The sequence below is a fragment of the Pseudomonas sp. MT3 genome (assembly GCF_054720805.1).
The window spans coordinates 103347-119212 of record NZ_JBTVPY010000014.1; the positions used below are offsets into that span (position 1 = coordinate 103347).

The window sequence follows — 15866 nt, forward strand, 5'->3', positions numbered from 1 at the left end:
GCTTAGCCCTCCTTGACCAGGCCGAGATCGGTCAGCACTTCGCGGGTGGCGTCGTAGTAACGCACATACCCGGTGCAGCGACAGATGTGGTGGCCGAGGCTCGCCTCGATGGTCGATTCCAGTTCGCTCTTCTTCAGCGGCTGGCGCTGGGCCTTTTCCACCAGCACGGTGGCGGCGTTGACGAAGCCCGGTGCGCAGTAGCTGCACTGGAAGGCGAAGCGGTCGACGAACTTCTGCTGGATCGGGTTCAGTTCCTTCACCGAACCGTCTTCCTCACGCTTGGCGTGGCCCTCGATGGTGCGCACCTTCTTGCCTTCGAAGTAGTGCGCGCCGGTGATGCAGGTGCGCACTTCCTCGCTGGTGCCGTCGGGGTTGTCGACGATCACCACGCAGGCATGGCAGATGCCCTGGCCGCAGCCCAGGCGCGAGCCGGTGAGGTTCTGGTATTCGTGCAGGTAGTCAATCATCGGCAGGTCCTCGGGAACCTCGACCGGACCGACGGTTTGACCATTGATGGTCAGGTTGAGCGGACGGTTAGCCATTGAGGGCCTCCTTGATACGAGCAGGGGTGATGGGCAGGTCGCGGACGCGCTTGCCGATGGCGTGGGCCACGGCGTTGCCGATGGCACCGACCACCGGGATCATCACCACCTCGGCGATGCCCTTGGACGGGTCGCTGGGCGACAGAGGCGGAAGGATTTCCGAGCTCTGCTGCCAGACGGCCACGTCTTTCGCCTTCGGGAGACGGTAGCGGTTGAAGTTCCAGTCGCCCTCGCCCGGGCCGCCCTCGTACAGCGGCATGTCTTCCAGCAGCGCATGGCCGATGCCCATCGCGGTGCCGCCTTCGATCTGGCCTTTCACCAGCTCGGGCACCAGCACGCGGCCGCACTCGATCCAGCTGTGGTGGTTGAGCACGCTGACTTCGCCGTTGCCTTTGTTCACCTTCAGCTCGACGATGGTCGCCACCGGGCTGTAGTAGGTCACCGCGGCGTTGTTCAGCTGCACCGGCGGATAGGCCACGTTCTGGCGATCGAGCAGGTGGAATCCGGCGCTGTTCATCTGCGCCTTCTTCACGCCCGGTGCGCCGTCGCCGTACTTCACGGCCAGGGCGTCCAGCGGCAGGCGGTCGCGCACGCCGTCGATGACGAAATCGCACTCCGCCCAGCTCCAGCGGTTGAAGCCGTGGACGGTGGCGCCCGTGACCAGGCCCTTGTCGTGGGCAACCTGCGCCAGCTCGGCGAAGGACAGCGGCTCCAGGCCGTTGGCGGTGAGCTTGCCGTCGACCCAGTGGGCGTCTTCGCGGCGCACCACCAGCGGGTTGGCCGCGCCGTTGAACGGGCCGCGACGCCAGATTTCCAGGGCCGCCGGCCACAGGCCGTGGTTGAACAGCACGCGCGCCGCTTCACGGGTGGCGTGGCTGAAGTAGTAGGCCGAGTTGGTCGCCGACGACGCCGAGGCGTACTTGCCGACCCAGCGCGGGTTGCGCAGCTTCTCGTCCTGGGTGGGCTGGCTCATGGTGTAGGGGTCTTCGCCGCTGAGCAGTTGCAGCTCCGGCCATTCGGTCTCGGCGGTCTTCATCTCGTCCGCCGGTTTGCCGAGGAAGTCGGCCACCACCAGCGCCTGGGAGGTGGACATGCCGGTGCCGATCTCGATGCCGATATGGCGCATGTGCACCTTGCCCTGGGCATCGAACTCGATGCTCGCCATGGGCGCTTCGGAGCCGGTGCCGAAGTCCTTCTGGCAGATGGCGAAGCCGACGCCGTACCAGTGATCCGGGTCCTTGGCGTCCATCTCTTTCTTGCGCGCGTCGCGAGTCTTCCACCACTCGTGGGCGGCAGCCTTGTCGAGGATCTCGTGCAGGCGCAGGGCGCCGGCAGGAATCGCGCCCTGGGTGTTCTTCATGCCGGATTTGAGCGCGTTGACACGGCGCAGCTCGATGGCGTCGACGCCCAGGCGGCCAGCGATCTCGTCCACCATCATCTCGGTGGCGGCCATGCTCTGCAGGGTGCCGTAGCCACGCATGGAACCGGCCTCGACGGCGCGGGAATGGTAGGCAGTCACCTGCAGGTCGTTCTGCGGCATGTAGTAGATCGACTGCGCGGCAGTGGCGCCCACCGCCGCCACGGACGGGCTGTAGTTGATGCGACCGCCACCGTCCACGCTCATCTCGGAGCGGAACACCTTGAAGGTCAGATCCTTCTTGTCCACCGCCAGTTGGTAGTGGATGTCGAACGGGTGGCGCTTGATGCCGCTCTGGAACTGCTCGTAGCGGTCGTTGGCCAGGCGCACCGGCACACCGTTGCCGTACAGCGCCGCCAGGGCCGCGTAGTAGACGAAGATGTTGTGGTCCTTGGAACCGTACCCCACGGTGTAGCCGGGGTGCATGTTCAACTGGGCCAGGCCGAAGCGCGACGGCTTGATCATCAGCACCGTCTCGTACGCCGCCTCGAACGGGCACTGGGTGGCGACCACGAAGTGCAGGGTCTTGCTCGCCGGGTCGTACCAGCCGTTGCCGTTGTCCGGCTCCATCGCCGCCGGCTCGATGGACGGGGTCTTGTAGCGCTCGTCGAAGATCAGCCAGTCCTGGGGCGGGTTGTCGATCTGCTCCTTGATCTTCTGCGCGTAGAACAGACCCTGCTCGGTGAGGTCGCCGTGCTGATTGGGCTGCTGGTTCCACACCGGTTTGCGCTCGCGGATCATCGGGAAGAGGATCGAGTCCTTGAGGCTGGAGAACTCGTCCGGATCGGCCGAGGTCGCGCCGCCGACGCGCACGTAGCGGAAGCTGCCGTAGGGATCGCCCTGGTACAGCGGAGCCTTCGCGCCGTAACGGATCGCCTTGTCGTTGAACTTCATCTTCAGCTTGGCTTTGCGGAAACGCTCGAAGTCGTTCCAGATCAGGATCGCCACCGGGTGGCCGATGAACATCGGTACCTTGCCCGGCGGCAGCAGCGGATCCGGCGCGTGGGCCTCGGGGAAGGCGATGCCGTCCTTGTCCAGGTCGGCGGCGGTGACGATGCGGTCCGGCTGCAGGTCGACGCCCAGCCAGGCGAGGTCGATGCCCTCGAAAATGCGGTCGGCCTTGATGGTCTTGAGCAGCATGGCGTGGCCCTGCTGCTGCGGCCAGCCGGGCATGTCCCTGGAGCGGATGTCGCGGGCGAACACCTTGTTGCCGCAGACCTTGGACAGCGCATCGTTACGGAAACGCGCCTTGCCGTCGTGGCCCATCCACTGCTGCGGCGAGACGGTGACGCTGTTTTCCATCAGGGCAGCGAAAGCCCGGCTGCCGAGCGGCGCGAGCGTTACGCCGACGCCAGCGATCAGCCCGCCCTGCAGGAAGGCACGCCGGGAAATATCACGGTTGGACATGGTTCATCCTCTGGACGGTGAAGGCCCGCCCATGTCGTTTTCTAATGCTGGAGAGAGCTCGGAGGGTGCGGAATCATTGACGTTTCGGAGTCGACGTCGGAGTGGGAAACCACAGAAAAACCTGACTCATTCGTCAACTTTACCCCATTCGCGCCCCTCCAGGCAAAGTCAAGCAGGCAACTTGTCGCGCTGTCGCCCAATCTGATGACCACTCATCAGCTCCCGCGCGCGGGCCTCAACTCCGCGCCTCCTGCGCAATACAACCGGATAAGTGCTACACCGTGTTACGCTGCGCAGCCCTTGCTTAGCCTCCTAACAAAAGCACTTTCCATGACCGCCGAAGCCACGTCCCTGCTGCGTCACCGCCCCTTCCTCGCCTTCTGGCTCGCCCGCGTCTGCACCGCCAGTGCTTTCCAGATGATCACCGTGGCCATCGGCTGGCACATCTACGAGCTGACCCACAACGTGCTCGACCTCGGCCTGGTGGGGCTGGTGGAGTTTCTGCCGCGCGTGCTGTTCATGCTGCACACCGGCCATGTAGCCGACCGCTACGACCGCCGGCGCATCGCCTCGCTCTGCCAGATTGGCCAGGGCCTGATCGCCGTCGCGCTGGTGATCGGCGCCAGCACCGACAACGTGACCCGCGAGATGATCTTCGTGATGGCCTTCCTGCTGGGCACCGCGCGAGCCTTCGAGATGCCGACCACCCAGGCACTGCTGCCGAACATCGTGCCCACCGCGCTGTTCCCCCGCGCCGTGGCGGCCTCCGCCTCGGCCATGCAGGCAGCGACCATCGCCGCACCGGCCCTGGGCGGCCTGCTCTACGCCTTCGGCGCCTTCTGGGTCTACACGCCCACCGCGGTGCTGTACTTCATCGCCTGCGGCCTGGTGCTCACCCTGCCCGCGCGCCAGGCGCCGGCCGTCCAGGGCAAGGCCACGCTGGAGTCGCTGCTGGCCGGCATCCGTTTCATCCGCAGCCGCCCGGACATCTTCGGCGCCATTTCCCTGGACCTGTTCGCCGTGCTGCTGGGCGGCGCCACCGCGCTGCTGCCGGTGTTCGCCAAGGACATCCTGCTCACCGGCCCCTGGGGCCTGGGCCTGCTGCGCTCGGCGCCGGCGGTGGGCGCGCTGCTGATGTCGTTCTGGCTGGCGCGCTTCCCCATCGAGCGCAACGTCGGGCGGATCATGTTCCTCGCCGTCGGTATCTTCGGCGTCGCCACCATCGCCTTCGGCCTGTCGACCTCCTTCTGGTTCTCCCTGGCGGTACTGGTGGTGCTGGGCGCGGCGGACATGATCAGCATGGTCATCCGCGGCGCCTTCGTGCAGTTGGAAACCCCGGACGAGATGCGCGGCCGGGTCAGCGCGGTGAACGGCCTGTTCATCGGCGCCTCGAACCAGTTGGGCGAGTTCGAGTCCGGCGTCACCGCCCACTGGCTCGGCACCGTGCCGGCGGTGGTGCTCGGCGGTGTGGGGACGCTGATCGTTACCGGGGCCTGGATGAAGCTGTTCCCCACCCTGGCCAAGCGGGACAAGCTGCACTGACAGCTTCGCCGTCCCGCTTTTCGTAGGAGCGAGCTTGCTCGCGAACCGCCCAACATCGGTTCTGCCGGTGAGTATGTTCGCGAGCAAGCTCGCTCCTACATAAAACCCAACCCCACCCACCGAGGCAAAAAAATCCCTCGCTGGAAGCACCGGCGAGGGATGTGGGAACGGGCGCCAAGAACAGCGCCCGGATGGGATCGATTGTGCGGACTAGTGCGGCGTGCCCAGGCCCGCCGCGCTCATGAACAGGCGCATCAGCCAGGCCGCCACGCCGAGGGCGGCAACGCTCAACGCCCAGATCAGCACCAGCCAGCCGAGCCGCTTGCGCAGCGGCGCCTTGCCTTGCTCCTCATGGGTCATCGCGCAGCCCTCAGTGGTAGCCATCGCCATGCTTCACCTTGCCGCGGAACACGTAGTAGCTCCACGCGGTGTAGCCAAGGATGAAGGGGATGATGAACAGCGCGCCCACCAGCATGAAGCCCTGGCTCTGCGGCGGCGCGGCCGCGTCCCAGATAGACAGCGACGGCGGCACGATGTTCGGCCACAGGCTGATCCCCAGGCCGCTGTAGCCGAGGAAGATCAGCACCAGGGTGAGCACGAAGGGCTGCACATGGTCGTTGTTGGCCACCGAGCGCAGCAGGCCGTAGAAGGTCAGCAGCACCAGCAGGGGCACCGGCAGGAACCAGAACAGGTTCGGCAGGCTGAACCAGCGCTGGGCGATATCTTCGTGGGCCAGCGGCGTCCACAGGCTGACGATGCCGATCACCGCCAGCAGCACCAGCGCCAGCGGCCTGGCCAGGTCGTGCATGCGCTCCTGCAGGCGGCCTTCGGTCTTCATGATCAGCCAGGTGCAGCCCAGCAGCGTATAGGCGACGACCAGGCCGAGACCGCAGAACAGCGGGAACGGTGCCAGCCAGTCCAGTGCGCCACCGGCGAAGGCGCGATTCTCCACCGGAATGCCTTCGATGAAGGCGCCCAGCGCCACGCCCTGGAAGAAGGTCGCCACCAGGGAACCGGCGATGAACGACTTGTCCCAGATGTGCCGCTTGGCCGGCTTGGCCTTGAAGCGGAACTCGAAGGCCACGCCGCGGAATATCAGCCCCACCAGCATCAGGATCAGCGGCAGGTAGAGCGCCGAGAGCACGGCCGAGTAGGCCACCGGGAAGGCGCCGAACAGCGCCGCGCCGCCCAGCACCAGCCAGGTTTCGTTACCGTCCCAGACCGGCGCCACGGTGTTCATCATCACGTCGCGGTCGCCTTCGTCCTTGAAGAACGGATAGAGCATGCCTATCCCCAGGTCGAAGCCGTCCATCACCACGTACATCATCACGCCGAAGATGATGATGATTGCCCAGATCAGCGGAAGATCGATTCCCATGACTCAGTTCCTCCCTGCCGGACTGGCGCTGTCATCGTCGTCGAAGCCCTCTGCGGTGGCCGACAATGGACGCGCCGGAGTACGTTTCTGCCCGGCGCCACCGTGGCTGGCTTCGCGGCCCTCATGGGTGACCGGGCCCTTGCGCACCAGGCGCATCATGTAGCCGATGCCCACACCGAACAGCGAGAAGTACACCAGCACGAACATCACCAGGGTCAGACTCATCTGCGTGACGCTGTGGTTGGACACCGCATCGGCGGTGCGCATCAGCCCATAGACGACCCAGGGCTGGCGGCCGACCTCGGTGGTGAACCAGCCGGCGAGGATAGCGATCAGGCCGGACGGCCCCATCCACAGCACCAGCCGGAGGAAGGCGCGGTTCTGGTAGAGCCGCTTGCGCAGGCGCAGCCAGACGCTCCACAGGCCGACCAGGATCATCAGCATGCCCAGGCCGGCCATGATGCGGAACGACCAGAAGACCACGGTGGAGTTGGGTCGGTCGGCCTTGGGGAAGTCCTTCAGCGCCGGGATCGGCTCGGTCAGGCTGTGATTGAGGATCAGGCTGCCGAGGACCGGGATCTCCACCTTGAAGCGGGTTTCCTCGCGCTCCATGTCCGGCCAACCGAACAGGATCAGCGGGGTCGCCTCGCCACTGCTGTTGTCCCAGTGACCTTCCATCGCGGCGATCTTCGCCGGCTGGTGCTTAAGGGTATTGAGACCGTGGGCGTCGCCCACCATCGCCTGGATCGGCGCCACGATCAGCGCCATCCACATGGCCATCGAGAGCATCTTGCGGATCGCCGGGTTGTCGCGGCCGCGCAGCAGGTGCCAGGCCGCCGAGGCGCCGACGAAGAAGGCGGTGGCGACGAAGGAAGCGATCGCCATGTGCAGCAGGCGGTAGGGGAAGGACGGGTTGAAGATCACCGCCACCCAGTCCACCGGCACCACCACGCCATTGACGATCTCGTGGCCCTGCGGGGTCTGCATCCAGCTGTTGGAAGCAAGGATCCAGAAGGTGGAGATCAGCGTGCCGATGGCCACCATCAGCGTGGCGAAGAAGTGCAGGCCCGGGCCGACGCGGTGCCAACCGAAGAGCATGACGCCGAGGAAGCCGGCTTCGAGGAAGAAGGCGGTGAGCACTTCATAGGTCAGCAGCGGGCCGGTAATGCTCCCGGCGAACGCCGAGAAGGCGCTCCAGTTGGTGCCGAACTGGTAGGCCATGACGAGGCCGGAGACCACGCCCATGCCGAAGTTGACGGCGAATATCTTCGACCAGAAATGATAGAGGTCGCGATAGACCTCGTCGCTGGTCTTCAGCCACAAGCCTTCGAGCACCGCGAGGTAGCTGGCGAGGCCGATGGTGATGGCAGGGAAGATGATGTGGAAGGATACGGTAAAGGCGAACTGGATCCGGGCCAGGTCGAGCGCCTCTAGTCCGAACATGACGATTCCTCTTCAGGCTGACGCCCGCCACCGAAGTGGTTGGGCACCGTGCCTTGCGCATGCGCAGGGCGTTCTTGCGTGAGTCTGTCTTTTCTAATGACTCAGTTTCGAGCCACCGATCTGCTGTCGGTTCGGCTTCTTTTCGCCGCCCAATCAGAATGGACCACCATCTGCATTGACGCCGCTCAAGAAATTGATTCGATGTTACGCCCGACGCGCCCCGAGGCCGCCGTGGTGGGTTGCCGCGCGGCGGGGTGTCGCGCGACAGCATGTCTCATACGGCTCGTCATAGGCCGCTCAAATAAACAAATTAGAATATCAAAATGAAAAATTAGTATTTTATTGGAATAAAAAAGATCGCTAACGTCTGCATCGACCACCGCCACTGAAGCGGCGGAACATGACTCCAGCGCCCGTTCGAAGGCCCCATCCCGGTCGGCCCGGATGCCCGCGGTCACCTGCCCCACAAGGACATCGCAATGAAAAAGCTGCTGCTTCTGAGCGCCCTCGCCGCTGCCTTCACCACCTCGGCCTTCGCCAATGAAAAGCTGATCGTCGCCGCCACCCCGGTTCCCCACGCCGAGATCCTCGAACTGATCAAGCCGACCCTGGCCAAGGAAGGCGTGGACCTGGAGATCAAGGTTTTCACCGACTACGTGCAGCCCAACGTGCAGGTCGCCGAGAAACGCCTGGACGCCAACTACTTCCAGACCAAGCCGTACCTGGACAACTTCAATGCCGGCAAGGGCACCCACCTGGTCACCGTGACCGGGGTGCACGTCGAGCCCTTCGGCGGCTACTCGAAGAAGTACAAATCCCTGGCCGAACTGCCGGACGGCGCCACCGTCGCCATCCCCAACGAAGGCAGCAACAGCGGCCGTGCCCTGCTCCTGCTGCAGAAGGCCGGCGTGATCAAGCTGAAGGATCCGAGCAACGCCCTGGCCACCCCGAAAGACATCGCCGAGAACCCCAAGCACCTGAAGTTCAAGGAACTGGAATCGGCCCTGCTGCCGCGCGTGCTGGACCAGGTCGACCTGGACCTGATCAACACCAACTACGCCCTGGAAGCCAAGCTCAACCCGGTGAAGGACGCGCTGATCCTCGAAGACCGCAACTCGCCCTACGTGAACTACCTGGTGGCGCGTCCGGAGAACAAGGACAGCGATGCCCTGAAGAAACTCTCCGCCGCCCTGACCAGTCCGGAAGTCAAGGCCTTCATCGAGAAGAAGTACAACGGCGCCGTGGTGCCGGCCTTCTGATCCGCCGCCCGGCAAGCCGCCGGGCACAACGACTCCCAGGCTGGCGCGCGTCTGATCGCGCCCCCGCTTCGACGCCGGTGGGCAGGTTCCACCGGCGTTTTTCTTGGAATCCGTCCAGGACCGCCGGGGGCGGCACGGACAGGGCGCATGCGGGCTCGCGCCATTCGTGACGTCCCGCGGACGCTGGACGCGCCCTGGCGCAGAAGTAGAAGGAGAACCCCCATGAACGCCCCGCACACGCCGGCGCCACTGCTGACCTTCCCCGACGCCGACAAGAGCCCGCTGAGCATCCGCGCCAAGGCGCTGGTGTTCTTCGACCCGCGTTCGCACCAGGTGCGCGATGAAGTGGAACGCCTGGCACCGTTGCCGCAACCGGTGCTGATCCACGGCGAAACCGGTACCGGCAAGGAGCTGCTGGCCCGCCACATCCACCGCGCCAGCGAACGGCCCGGCCTGTTCGTCGCGGTGAGCTGCGGCGCCCTGAGCCGCAACTATGCCGAGGCCGAACTCTTCGGCTACGCCCCCGGCGCGCACAATGGCCCGGTGAGCAGCCGCGCCGGCTGGTTCGGCTCGGCCAACGGCGGAACCCTGTACCTGGACGAAATCGCCGACCTGCCGCTGTCGCTGCAGCAGAAACTGCTGCGCGTGCTGCAGGAGCGCGAAGTGCTGCGCGTCGGCGCGCGCGAGCCGGTGCCGGTGGACGTGCGCCTGGTCGCCGCCACCAGCGTCGACCTGGGGCAGGCGGTGAAGGCGGGGAAGTTCCTCGAAGGCCTCAAGCAGTACCTGCACGACGGCAACCTGACCCTGCCGCCGCTGCGCGAGCGTATCGGGGACATCCAACCGCTGGCCGAATACTTCCTCGGCGTGCACGCGCAGCGCCTGGAACTACCGGTGCCGCAGATCGCCGGCGACACCCAGCGGGTGCTGGAAAGCTACCCGTGGCCGGGCAACATCCGCGAGCTGGAGAACGTCATCCACTTCGCCCTGCTGGTCAGCCCGGACGAGGAGATACGCCCGGAGCACCTGAACTTTTCAGGCGGCGTGGCGGGGTCAGGCGGCGTAGCAGGATCAGGCGGCGTGGCCGGAACTGGCGGGAAAACGCAGATAAGCGAAGAGGCGCTGGGGCGTCTGCTGCGCCAGCCCGGCGTCGAAGCGCAGCTGCGTGCGCTATTGCAACGCCTGGAGCACGAGCGCGGCTGAGCCGCCGCGCTGTAGTCGCCAGCGCGACCCGAAGGGCCGCGCAGGGGCGACTGCATGCAACTGGGGTGTTACTTGGTAGCGGTGTTCGAGTGAGCGACCACCGGGGTGCACGACGGGTTGGTCAGCTTGGCCGGATCGGTCAGCAGGCCCGGCATCATGCGCGAGGTGCAGTTGAACACGCGGCCTTTGGTGGTGGTGGCGACGTAGGAGAGTTCCTGGCCACCCAGAGCGTCCGGCTGACCGGCTTTGACGTCGCTGACAACCAGCTCGTCGGAGGAAGCCAGGCCGATCATCTGGGCGGTAGCGGCTTGCAGCGGAACGATGGCCTGGTTGGTGGTCATGGTCTGGCAACCGGCCAGCGAAGCGAAGAGTGCAGTGGCAATGGCAATGCGTTTGAAGTCCATCTCGAGATGCTCCCTGTTGGTGTTTTTTTGTCCTGCCGGGGAGACTAACGGAATCGGCAAGTCAATCGCCATAGCCGTTTCACATGTTTTTCACGAAAAATTGCACATCCGTTCAAGTTTCCGGACTGGAACCCGCTCTATCCCGGTAACTGTGCTATGCGGAGAACTGTTTCACCGGCCTGACAGCCGGTAATCGTGGCAAAGCCACGAATGGCGCTGAACCGTTTCACCTTTCGCGACGAACGGTCGCAGTGAAAGGCTTTGCCGAGTTGCAGGTCGGCAGGAGGGAATCCTGAGCAAAGAGTCAAAATAAGGTCGATTACCCGCAAATATCGAAAAAAGCAGTCCCATCGACCAGATCAATACCCCTCATCAAGACCATTCACTTCTTTTCGTCACAATCTTCAGGGAAAATGGCTATCAGGCGGTCGGGACCCATTTTCCCCGGCGCCATTGGAGACTATCGTGACCAGCTTTGCCGCTCTTGCTAACTTCTTCGCCGCCACCGCTTTCCTGACCGCGCCCGCGAAGGTCGACCCGGAACGCCGTGAGATCCGTGAGGCGAAAAAGAACCGCCGCAAGTAAAGCAGTACCCGCTCCGCTCGGCCCTCGTACAGGGCCGGCGGCGGGACCATCGGTCCCGCCGATTGGCCTTGCAAGGCCATCCCGTGTTTTCATTGAATGCTTGTTCAAGGAAAAACACGAGGAACCCCGCCCGTTTTGTCCGCTGCACAATCCCCCACCCCGCCCGTAACACCCTGTCCCTCCATGCGCATGAACCCACCGGTCTTCTACGGTGCGGCGGCGCTGATCCTGATCTTCGCCCTCGTCGTCATCGGCCTGCCGCAACCGGCCGGTGAATGGCTGCTCGCCGCCCAGACCTGGGCCGCAGGGAGCGTCGGCTGGTACTACCTGCTGGCGATGACGCTGTACCTGATCTTCGTGGTGGTCACCGCGCTTTCCGGCTACGGAAAGATCAAGCTCGGTGCCGACCACGACGAGCCGGAATTCAGCTACCTGTCCTGGGCCGGCATGCTGTTCGCCGCCGGCATCAGCATTACCCTGTTCTTCTTCTGTGTGTCCGAGCCGCTGACCCACCTGGCCCAGCCGCCGCAGGGCGAAGCCGGAACCCCGGAAGCGGCGCGTCAGGCCATGCAGCTGCTGTTCCTGCACTGGGGCCTGCACGGCTGGGGCGTGTTCGCCCTGGTGGCGATGGCGCTGGCGTACTTCGCCTACCGGCACAACCTGCCGCTGGCGCTGCGCTCGGCGCTCTACCCGTTGATCGGCAAGCGCATCAATAGCCCCATCGGCTACGCAGTGGACTGCTTCGGCATCATCGCCACGGTGTTCGGCCTGGGCGCGGACATGGGCTTCGGCGTACTGCAGCTCAACGCCGGCCTCGATTTCCTGTTCGGCGTCGCCCACAGCCATCCGGTGCAGATGACCCTGATCGCGCTGATGATGGGCGCGGCGATCCTGGTGGCCATCTCCGGCGTCGACAAGGGCATCCGCCTGCTGTCGGACATCAACATGCTGCTGGCCTGCGCGCTGCTGCTCTTCGTGCTGTTCGCCGGCCCCACGCAACACCTGCTCAATACCCTGGTGCAGAACATCGGTGACTATCTGGGCAGCCTGCCGACCAAGAGCTTCGACCTCTACGCCTACGGCAAGGACGGCAGCGACTGGCTGGGTGGCTGGACGGTGTTCTACTGGGCCTGGTGGATCGCCTGGGCGCCCTTCGTCGGCCTGTTCATCGCACGCATTTCGCGCGGGCGGACGATCCGCGAGTTCGTCTTCGGCGTGCTGTTCATCCCGCTCGGTTTCACCCTGGCGTGGATGTCGATCTTCGGCAACAGCGCCCTGGACCAGGTGCTCAACCACGGTTTCAGCGAACTGGGCCGCGCGGCCATCGAGGAACCGTCGATGGCGCTCTACCAACTGCTGCAGAACTACCCCGGCAGCCGCGTGGTGATCGCGGTAACGGTGCTGGTCAGCTTCGTGTTCTTCGTCACCTCGGCCGACTCCGGTACCGTGGTGCTCTCCACCCTCTCCGCCCACGGCGGCAGCGCCGACGACGACGGCCCGAAGTGGCTGCGGGTGTTCTGGGGCGTGGCCACCGCACTGGTCACCGGCGGTTTGCTGTTCGCCGGCAGCATCGATGCGTTGAAGTCAGCCGTGGTGCTGACCTCGCTGCCGTTCTCGCTGATCCTGCTGCTGATGATGTGGGGGCTGCACAAGGCCTTCTACCTGGAATCCCAGCGCCAACGCGCGCGCACCCATTCCCTGGCGCCGCCGCCTTCGGCCAAGCCCGGCGGCTGGAAGCGGCGCATCTCCCAGGCGGTGCATTTCCCCACCCGCGACGAGGTATACCGCTACATGGTCGACGTGGTCAGCCCGGCGATCGCCGAGGTTTCCGAAGTGTTCCGCGAGAAGGGCCTGCAGGTCGATTCCGACCTGGACCTGGGCAACCTGGAAATCGGCCTGGAGATCGGCCACGGCGCGCAGCATCCGTTCCTCTACCAGGTGTCGATGCGCGGCTACTTCACCCCGTCCTTCGCCCGCGCCGGCATGGGCGGCCTGCATCTGAAGAACCGCCGCTACTTCCGCGCCGAGGTGCATCTCTCCGAGGGCAGCCAGGACTACGACCTGATGGGCTACAGCAAGGAGCAGATCATCAACGACATGCTCGATCAGTACGAACGGCACCTGCAGTTCCTGCATCTGGTGCGCTGAATTCAGGCCCGCGCATGTCCTGAGCAGGAACGAGCTTGCTCGCGAACCGCCCAGCATCGGAGCGGCCAGTGAATCCGTTCGCGAGCAAGCTCGCTCCTACGAAAAACCCAAATGCGAAAGGCGCCCGCAGGCGCCTCGCATCACCGCTCAGGATCAGCCGCGCGTGCCGGTGAGCACCTTGCGGTAGAACAGTACGCAAATCGCCACGAACACCACCAGGCCCAGCCATTGCGCGGTGTCCTCGAAGCCGGCGTCGACCAGCGCCAGGGGCGCATCCTTGCCGGTGGTGCCGATCACCCCGGCGAGGAAGATGCCCATCAGGCTCTCGCCGACGATCAGGCCGGACGCCAGCAGCACGCCACGGCGCCTGGGTTCGTCGGAGAATTTCTCCTCGTTGATGCCGGCCGCCAGGGCGCGCTTCTTCAGTGCCGACTCCAGCAGCCAGGCCAGCACCGCACCGACCACCAGGGTCATGCCGATGGTCGGCGGCAGGTAGATGCCCAAGCCCACCGCCAGCACCGGCAGGCTGGCCTTGCCGGTACGGCGCAGCAGCACGTCCACCAGGATCAGCGCGATGCCCAGCGCCACGCCGATGAGGATCATGTTCCAGTTCAGCGCGTTGTGGAAAATCCCGCTGGCAATCGCCGTCATCAGCGTCGCCTGCGGCGCGGCCAGCGCGGCGTTCGGGTCCATGCCCTCGCGCGGCAGGGCGCCGGTGAAGCCGTAGGCGTTGAACAGCAGTTCCAGCACCGGCGGGATCACCAGGGCACCCACCAGGCAGCCGACGATCAGCGCCACCTGCTGCCGCCACGGGGTCGCGCCGACCAGGTAGCCGGTCTTCAGGTCCTGCAGGTTGTCATTGGAGATCGCCGCGATGGCGATCACTACCGAGGTGGTGAATAGCGCCAGGGCAATGGCGAGCTTGCCGCCTTCCAACGCCAGGAAGCCGTCCTCCAGGGAACCGACGCCGAGGATCAGCAGCGACACCAGGATCACCGCGATGATGCCGATGCCGGAGATCGGGCTGCTGGAAGATCCCACCAGGCCGGCCATGTAGCCGCAGGCGGCGGCGATCAGGAAGCCGAAGAAGAAGGCGAAGATCACGCAGACCGCCACCAGGCCCCAGAAGGCGAACCCGCGCAGGTCCGGCGCGGCCTCGCCGAGGAAGGCGGCGAACACTCCGAACAGCGCCACCAGCAGGACGGCGGCGATGGTCACGATCCACTTGGCCGAGAGGTCCTGTTCGGTACGCAGGTCACTCACTTCGCCGCGACCGCGCACGGCGCTGAGCGACGACCAGACGCCCTGCACCATCGGCTTGAACAGGGTGGCCAGGGTCCACAGCGCGGCAATGCCGATGGTGCCGGCGCCGAGGAAGCGCACCTGGCTGCTCCACAGCTTGGTGGCCAGCTCCGGCAGGCTCTGCCCGGCGGCCAGCACACTGTTCACCGAGAGCAGCGGCACCGCCACGCCCCAGGCGATCACCACGCCGATGAGAATGGCGATGCCGGCGGTGATGCCCATCAGGTAGCCGGCGCCGACCAGCGCCAGGGAGAACCCGGTGGACAGGCGGAAGGCCGCTTGCCCGGCGCTGAGCCAGAAACTGAAGCCCTCGGCGAGCACCTTGAAACCGCTGCTGAGCAGGCTGAAAGCCGCCGCGATCAAGCCGCCGGCGAGGATATCGCGCAGCCCCGGGCCGCCGGACTTCGCGGACTTGCCGGCCTTTTCCTGTTCCTCGTCATGGCTGCCGACCCGCAGGATCTCCGCCGCCGCCACGCCTTCGGGGTACGGCAGGTTGCTCTGCACCACCATCACCCGCCGCAGCGGAATGGTGTAGAGCACGCCGAGGATGCCGCCGATGGAACAGATCGCCGCGGTCTGCCAGAACGGGAAGCCGCTCCAGTAGCCGATCATCAGCAGGCCGGGCAGGATGAAGATGATCGAGGACAGGGTGCCGGCCGCCGAGGCCTGGGTCTGCACCATGTTGTTCTCGAGGATGTTGGAGCCGGAGAAGTAGCGCAGCACGGCCATCGAGATGACCGCCGCGGGGATCGACGAAGCGAAGGTCAGACCGACCTTGAGGCCGAGGTACACGTTGGAGGCAGTGAACACCACGGTGATCAGCGCGCCGAGGATCAGGCCGCGAACCGTCAGCTCGGCGAGGTTGGACTCGTCGGGAATCCTTTCTTGCATGTAGGCAGTCTCATAATGAAGCGGAACTGCCAAAGCGTAGGACAGTGAGCCTGCGGCTGCGACCCAGAATGGCGACGAATGCGGTCTGGGGTGCGGCTTCGTTGCCGCAAGTCAGGGGGATGGCGGGAAATAAATGACGCGGGGGACTCCTGCAGGAGCGAGCTTGCTCGCGAACGGATTCTGGCATGGCACCAGCGTTTTGCGGTTCGCGAGCAAGCTCGCGCCTACACAGGCCCCCTCAGAACGGCTTGTCCCCCACTCGTTGTCGGTCAGCACCTGGACGACTGGCGCGTGGGTGTACTTGAGAAAGGAAAACGACCTCCCTGCGGAAACCGTTTCATACCTTGG

At 65.2% G+C, this 15866-nt stretch carries 11 protein-coding genes; 4 read left to right on the forward strand and 7 right to left on the reverse strand.

Annotated features, from left to right (window positions below; genetic code table 11):
- Nucleotides 1-2: 2 nt before the first annotated feature.
- Together ACYCAX_RS16160 and ACYCAX_RS16165 are read right to left on the reverse strand one after the other, a co-directional pair.
- On the reverse strand, nt 3-542 hold the full coding sequence (locus tag ACYCAX_RS16160) for a (2Fe-2S)-binding protein (RefSeq protein ID WP_296286960.1): 540 nt from the start codon (nt 540-542) through the stop codon (nt 3-5).
- Nucleotides 535-3366: a xanthine dehydrogenase family protein molybdopterin-binding subunit gene (locus ACYCAX_RS16165; RefSeq protein WP_460248385.1), complete on the reverse strand. Its 2832-nt coding sequence runs from the start codon at nt 3364-3366 to the stop codon at nt 535-537. Before ACYCAX_RS16165 ends, ACYCAX_RS16160 begins: the two co-directional genes overlap by 8 nt.
- A gap of 330 nt (nt 3367-3696) precedes the next feature.
- Between ACYCAX_RS16165 and ACYCAX_RS16170 the strand changes: the two genes are divergently transcribed.
- Nucleotides 3697-4908 (forward strand): MFS transporter, encoded by a 1212-nt coding sequence (locus ACYCAX_RS16170; RefSeq protein WP_460248386.1) that lies wholly within the window; start codon nt 3697-3699, stop codon nt 4906-4908.
- Between the two features lie 210 nt (nt 4909-5118).
- Here the strand turns inward: ACYCAX_RS16170 and ACYCAX_RS16175 are convergent, their stop codons facing one another.
- From ACYCAX_RS16175 to ACYCAX_RS16185, 3 genes are read right to left on the reverse strand one after another with little or no spacing between them, the layout of a single operon-like run.
- A complete protein-coding gene (locus tag ACYCAX_RS16175; protein WP_015478989.1) occupies nt 5119-5268 on the reverse strand; it encodes a DUF2474 domain-containing protein in 150 nt (49 codons plus the stop codon).
- A gap of 10 nt (nt 5269-5278) precedes the next feature.
- Nucleotides 5279-6286 (reverse strand): cytochrome d ubiquinol oxidase subunit II, encoded by a 1008-nt coding sequence (gene cydB / locus ACYCAX_RS16180; protein WP_015478990.1) that lies wholly within the window; start codon nt 6284-6286, stop codon nt 5279-5281.
- A 3-nt stretch (nt 6287-6289) separates the two neighbouring features.
- Entirely contained in the window at nt 6290-7729 is a 1440-nt protein-coding gene (locus ACYCAX_RS16185) for a cytochrome ubiquinol oxidase subunit I (protein WP_460248387.1), read from the reverse strand.
- Nucleotides 7730-8208: 479 nt separating this feature from the next.
- On the opposite strand from ACYCAX_RS16185, the gene ACYCAX_RS16190 reads away from it, so the two are divergent.
- Nucleotides 8209-8988, forward strand: a complete 780-nt coding sequence (locus ACYCAX_RS16190) for a MetQ/NlpA family ABC transporter substrate-binding protein (protein ID WP_015478992.1) — start codon at nt 8209-8211, stop codon at nt 8986-8988.
- Nucleotides 8989-9210: 222 nt separating this feature from the next.
- The gene (locus tag ACYCAX_RS16195) at nt 9211-10188 is read left to right on the forward strand and encodes a sigma 54-interacting transcriptional regulator (RefSeq protein WP_294977903.1); all 978 of its coding nucleotides are present in this window, start codon (nt 9211-9213) and stop codon (nt 10186-10188) included.
- 68 nt (nt 10189-10256) lie between these two features.
- Here ACYCAX_RS16195 and ACYCAX_RS16200 read toward each other — a convergent pair whose 3' ends face one another.
- The gene (locus ACYCAX_RS16200) at nt 10257-10592 is read right to left on the reverse strand and encodes a hypothetical protein (RefSeq protein WP_015478994.1); all 336 of its coding nucleotides are present in this window, start codon (nt 10590-10592) and stop codon (nt 10257-10259) included.
- A gap of 774 nt (nt 10593-11366) precedes the next feature.
- Between ACYCAX_RS16200 and betT the strand changes: the two genes are divergently transcribed.
- Nucleotides 11367-13325 (forward strand): choline BCCT transporter BetT, encoded by a 1959-nt coding sequence (gene betT, locus ACYCAX_RS16205; RefSeq protein WP_460248400.1) that lies wholly within the window; start codon nt 11367-11369, stop codon nt 13323-13325.
- Between the two features lie 153 nt (nt 13326-13478).
- Here the strand turns inward: betT and ACYCAX_RS16210 are convergent, their stop codons facing one another.
- Complete coding sequence (locus tag ACYCAX_RS16210) at nt 13479-15518, reverse strand: OPT family oligopeptide transporter (protein WP_294977900.1); 2040 nt, start codon at nt 15516-15518, stop codon at nt 13479-13481.
- Between the last annotated feature and the right edge of the window lie 348 nt (nt 15519-15866).

Bases quoted from the DNA above. Each gene is read 5' to 3' on its own strand.
- ACYCAX_RS16165 (WP_460248385.1), bottom strand. From the start codon at position 3,366: ATGTCCAACCGTGATATTTCCCGGCGTGCCTTCCTGCAGGGCGGGCTG.
- ACYCAX_RS16210 (WP_294977900.1), bottom strand. From the start codon at position 15,518: ATGCAAGAAAGGATTCCCGACGAGTCCAACCTCGCCGAGCTGACGGTT.
- ACYCAX_RS16200 (WP_015478994.1), bottom strand. From the start codon at position 10,592: ATGGACTTCAAACGCATTGCCATTGCCACTGCACTCTTCGCTTCGCTG.
- ACYCAX_RS16160 (WP_296286960.1), bottom strand. From the start codon at position 542: ATGGCTAACCGTCCGCTCAACCTGACCATCAATGGTCAAACCGTCGGT.
- ACYCAX_RS16185 (WP_460248387.1), bottom strand. From the start codon at position 7,729: ATGTTCGGACTAGAGGCGCTCGACCTGGCCCGGATCCAGTTCGCCTTT.
- ACYCAX_RS16175 (WP_015478989.1), bottom strand. From the start codon at position 5,268: ATGACCCATGAGGAGCAAGGCAAGGCGCCGCTGCGCAAGCGGCTCGGC.
- ACYCAX_RS16170 (WP_460248386.1), top strand. From the start codon at position 3,697: ATGACCGCCGAAGCCACGTCCCTGCTGCGTCACCGCCCCTTCCTCGCC.
- betT (WP_460248400.1), top strand. From the start codon at position 11,367: ATGAACCCACCGGTCTTCTACGGTGCGGCGGCGCTGATCCTGATCTTC.
- cydB (WP_015478990.1), bottom strand. From the start codon at position 6,286: ATGGGAATCGATCTTCCGCTGATCTGGGCAATCATCATCATCTTCGGC.
- ACYCAX_RS16195 (WP_294977903.1), top strand. From the start codon at position 9,211: ATGAACGCCCCGCACACGCCGGCGCCACTGCTGACCTTCCCCGACGCC.
- ACYCAX_RS16190 (WP_015478992.1), top strand. From the start codon at position 8,209: ATGAAAAAGCTGCTGCTTCTGAGCGCCCTCGCCGCTGCCTTCACCACC.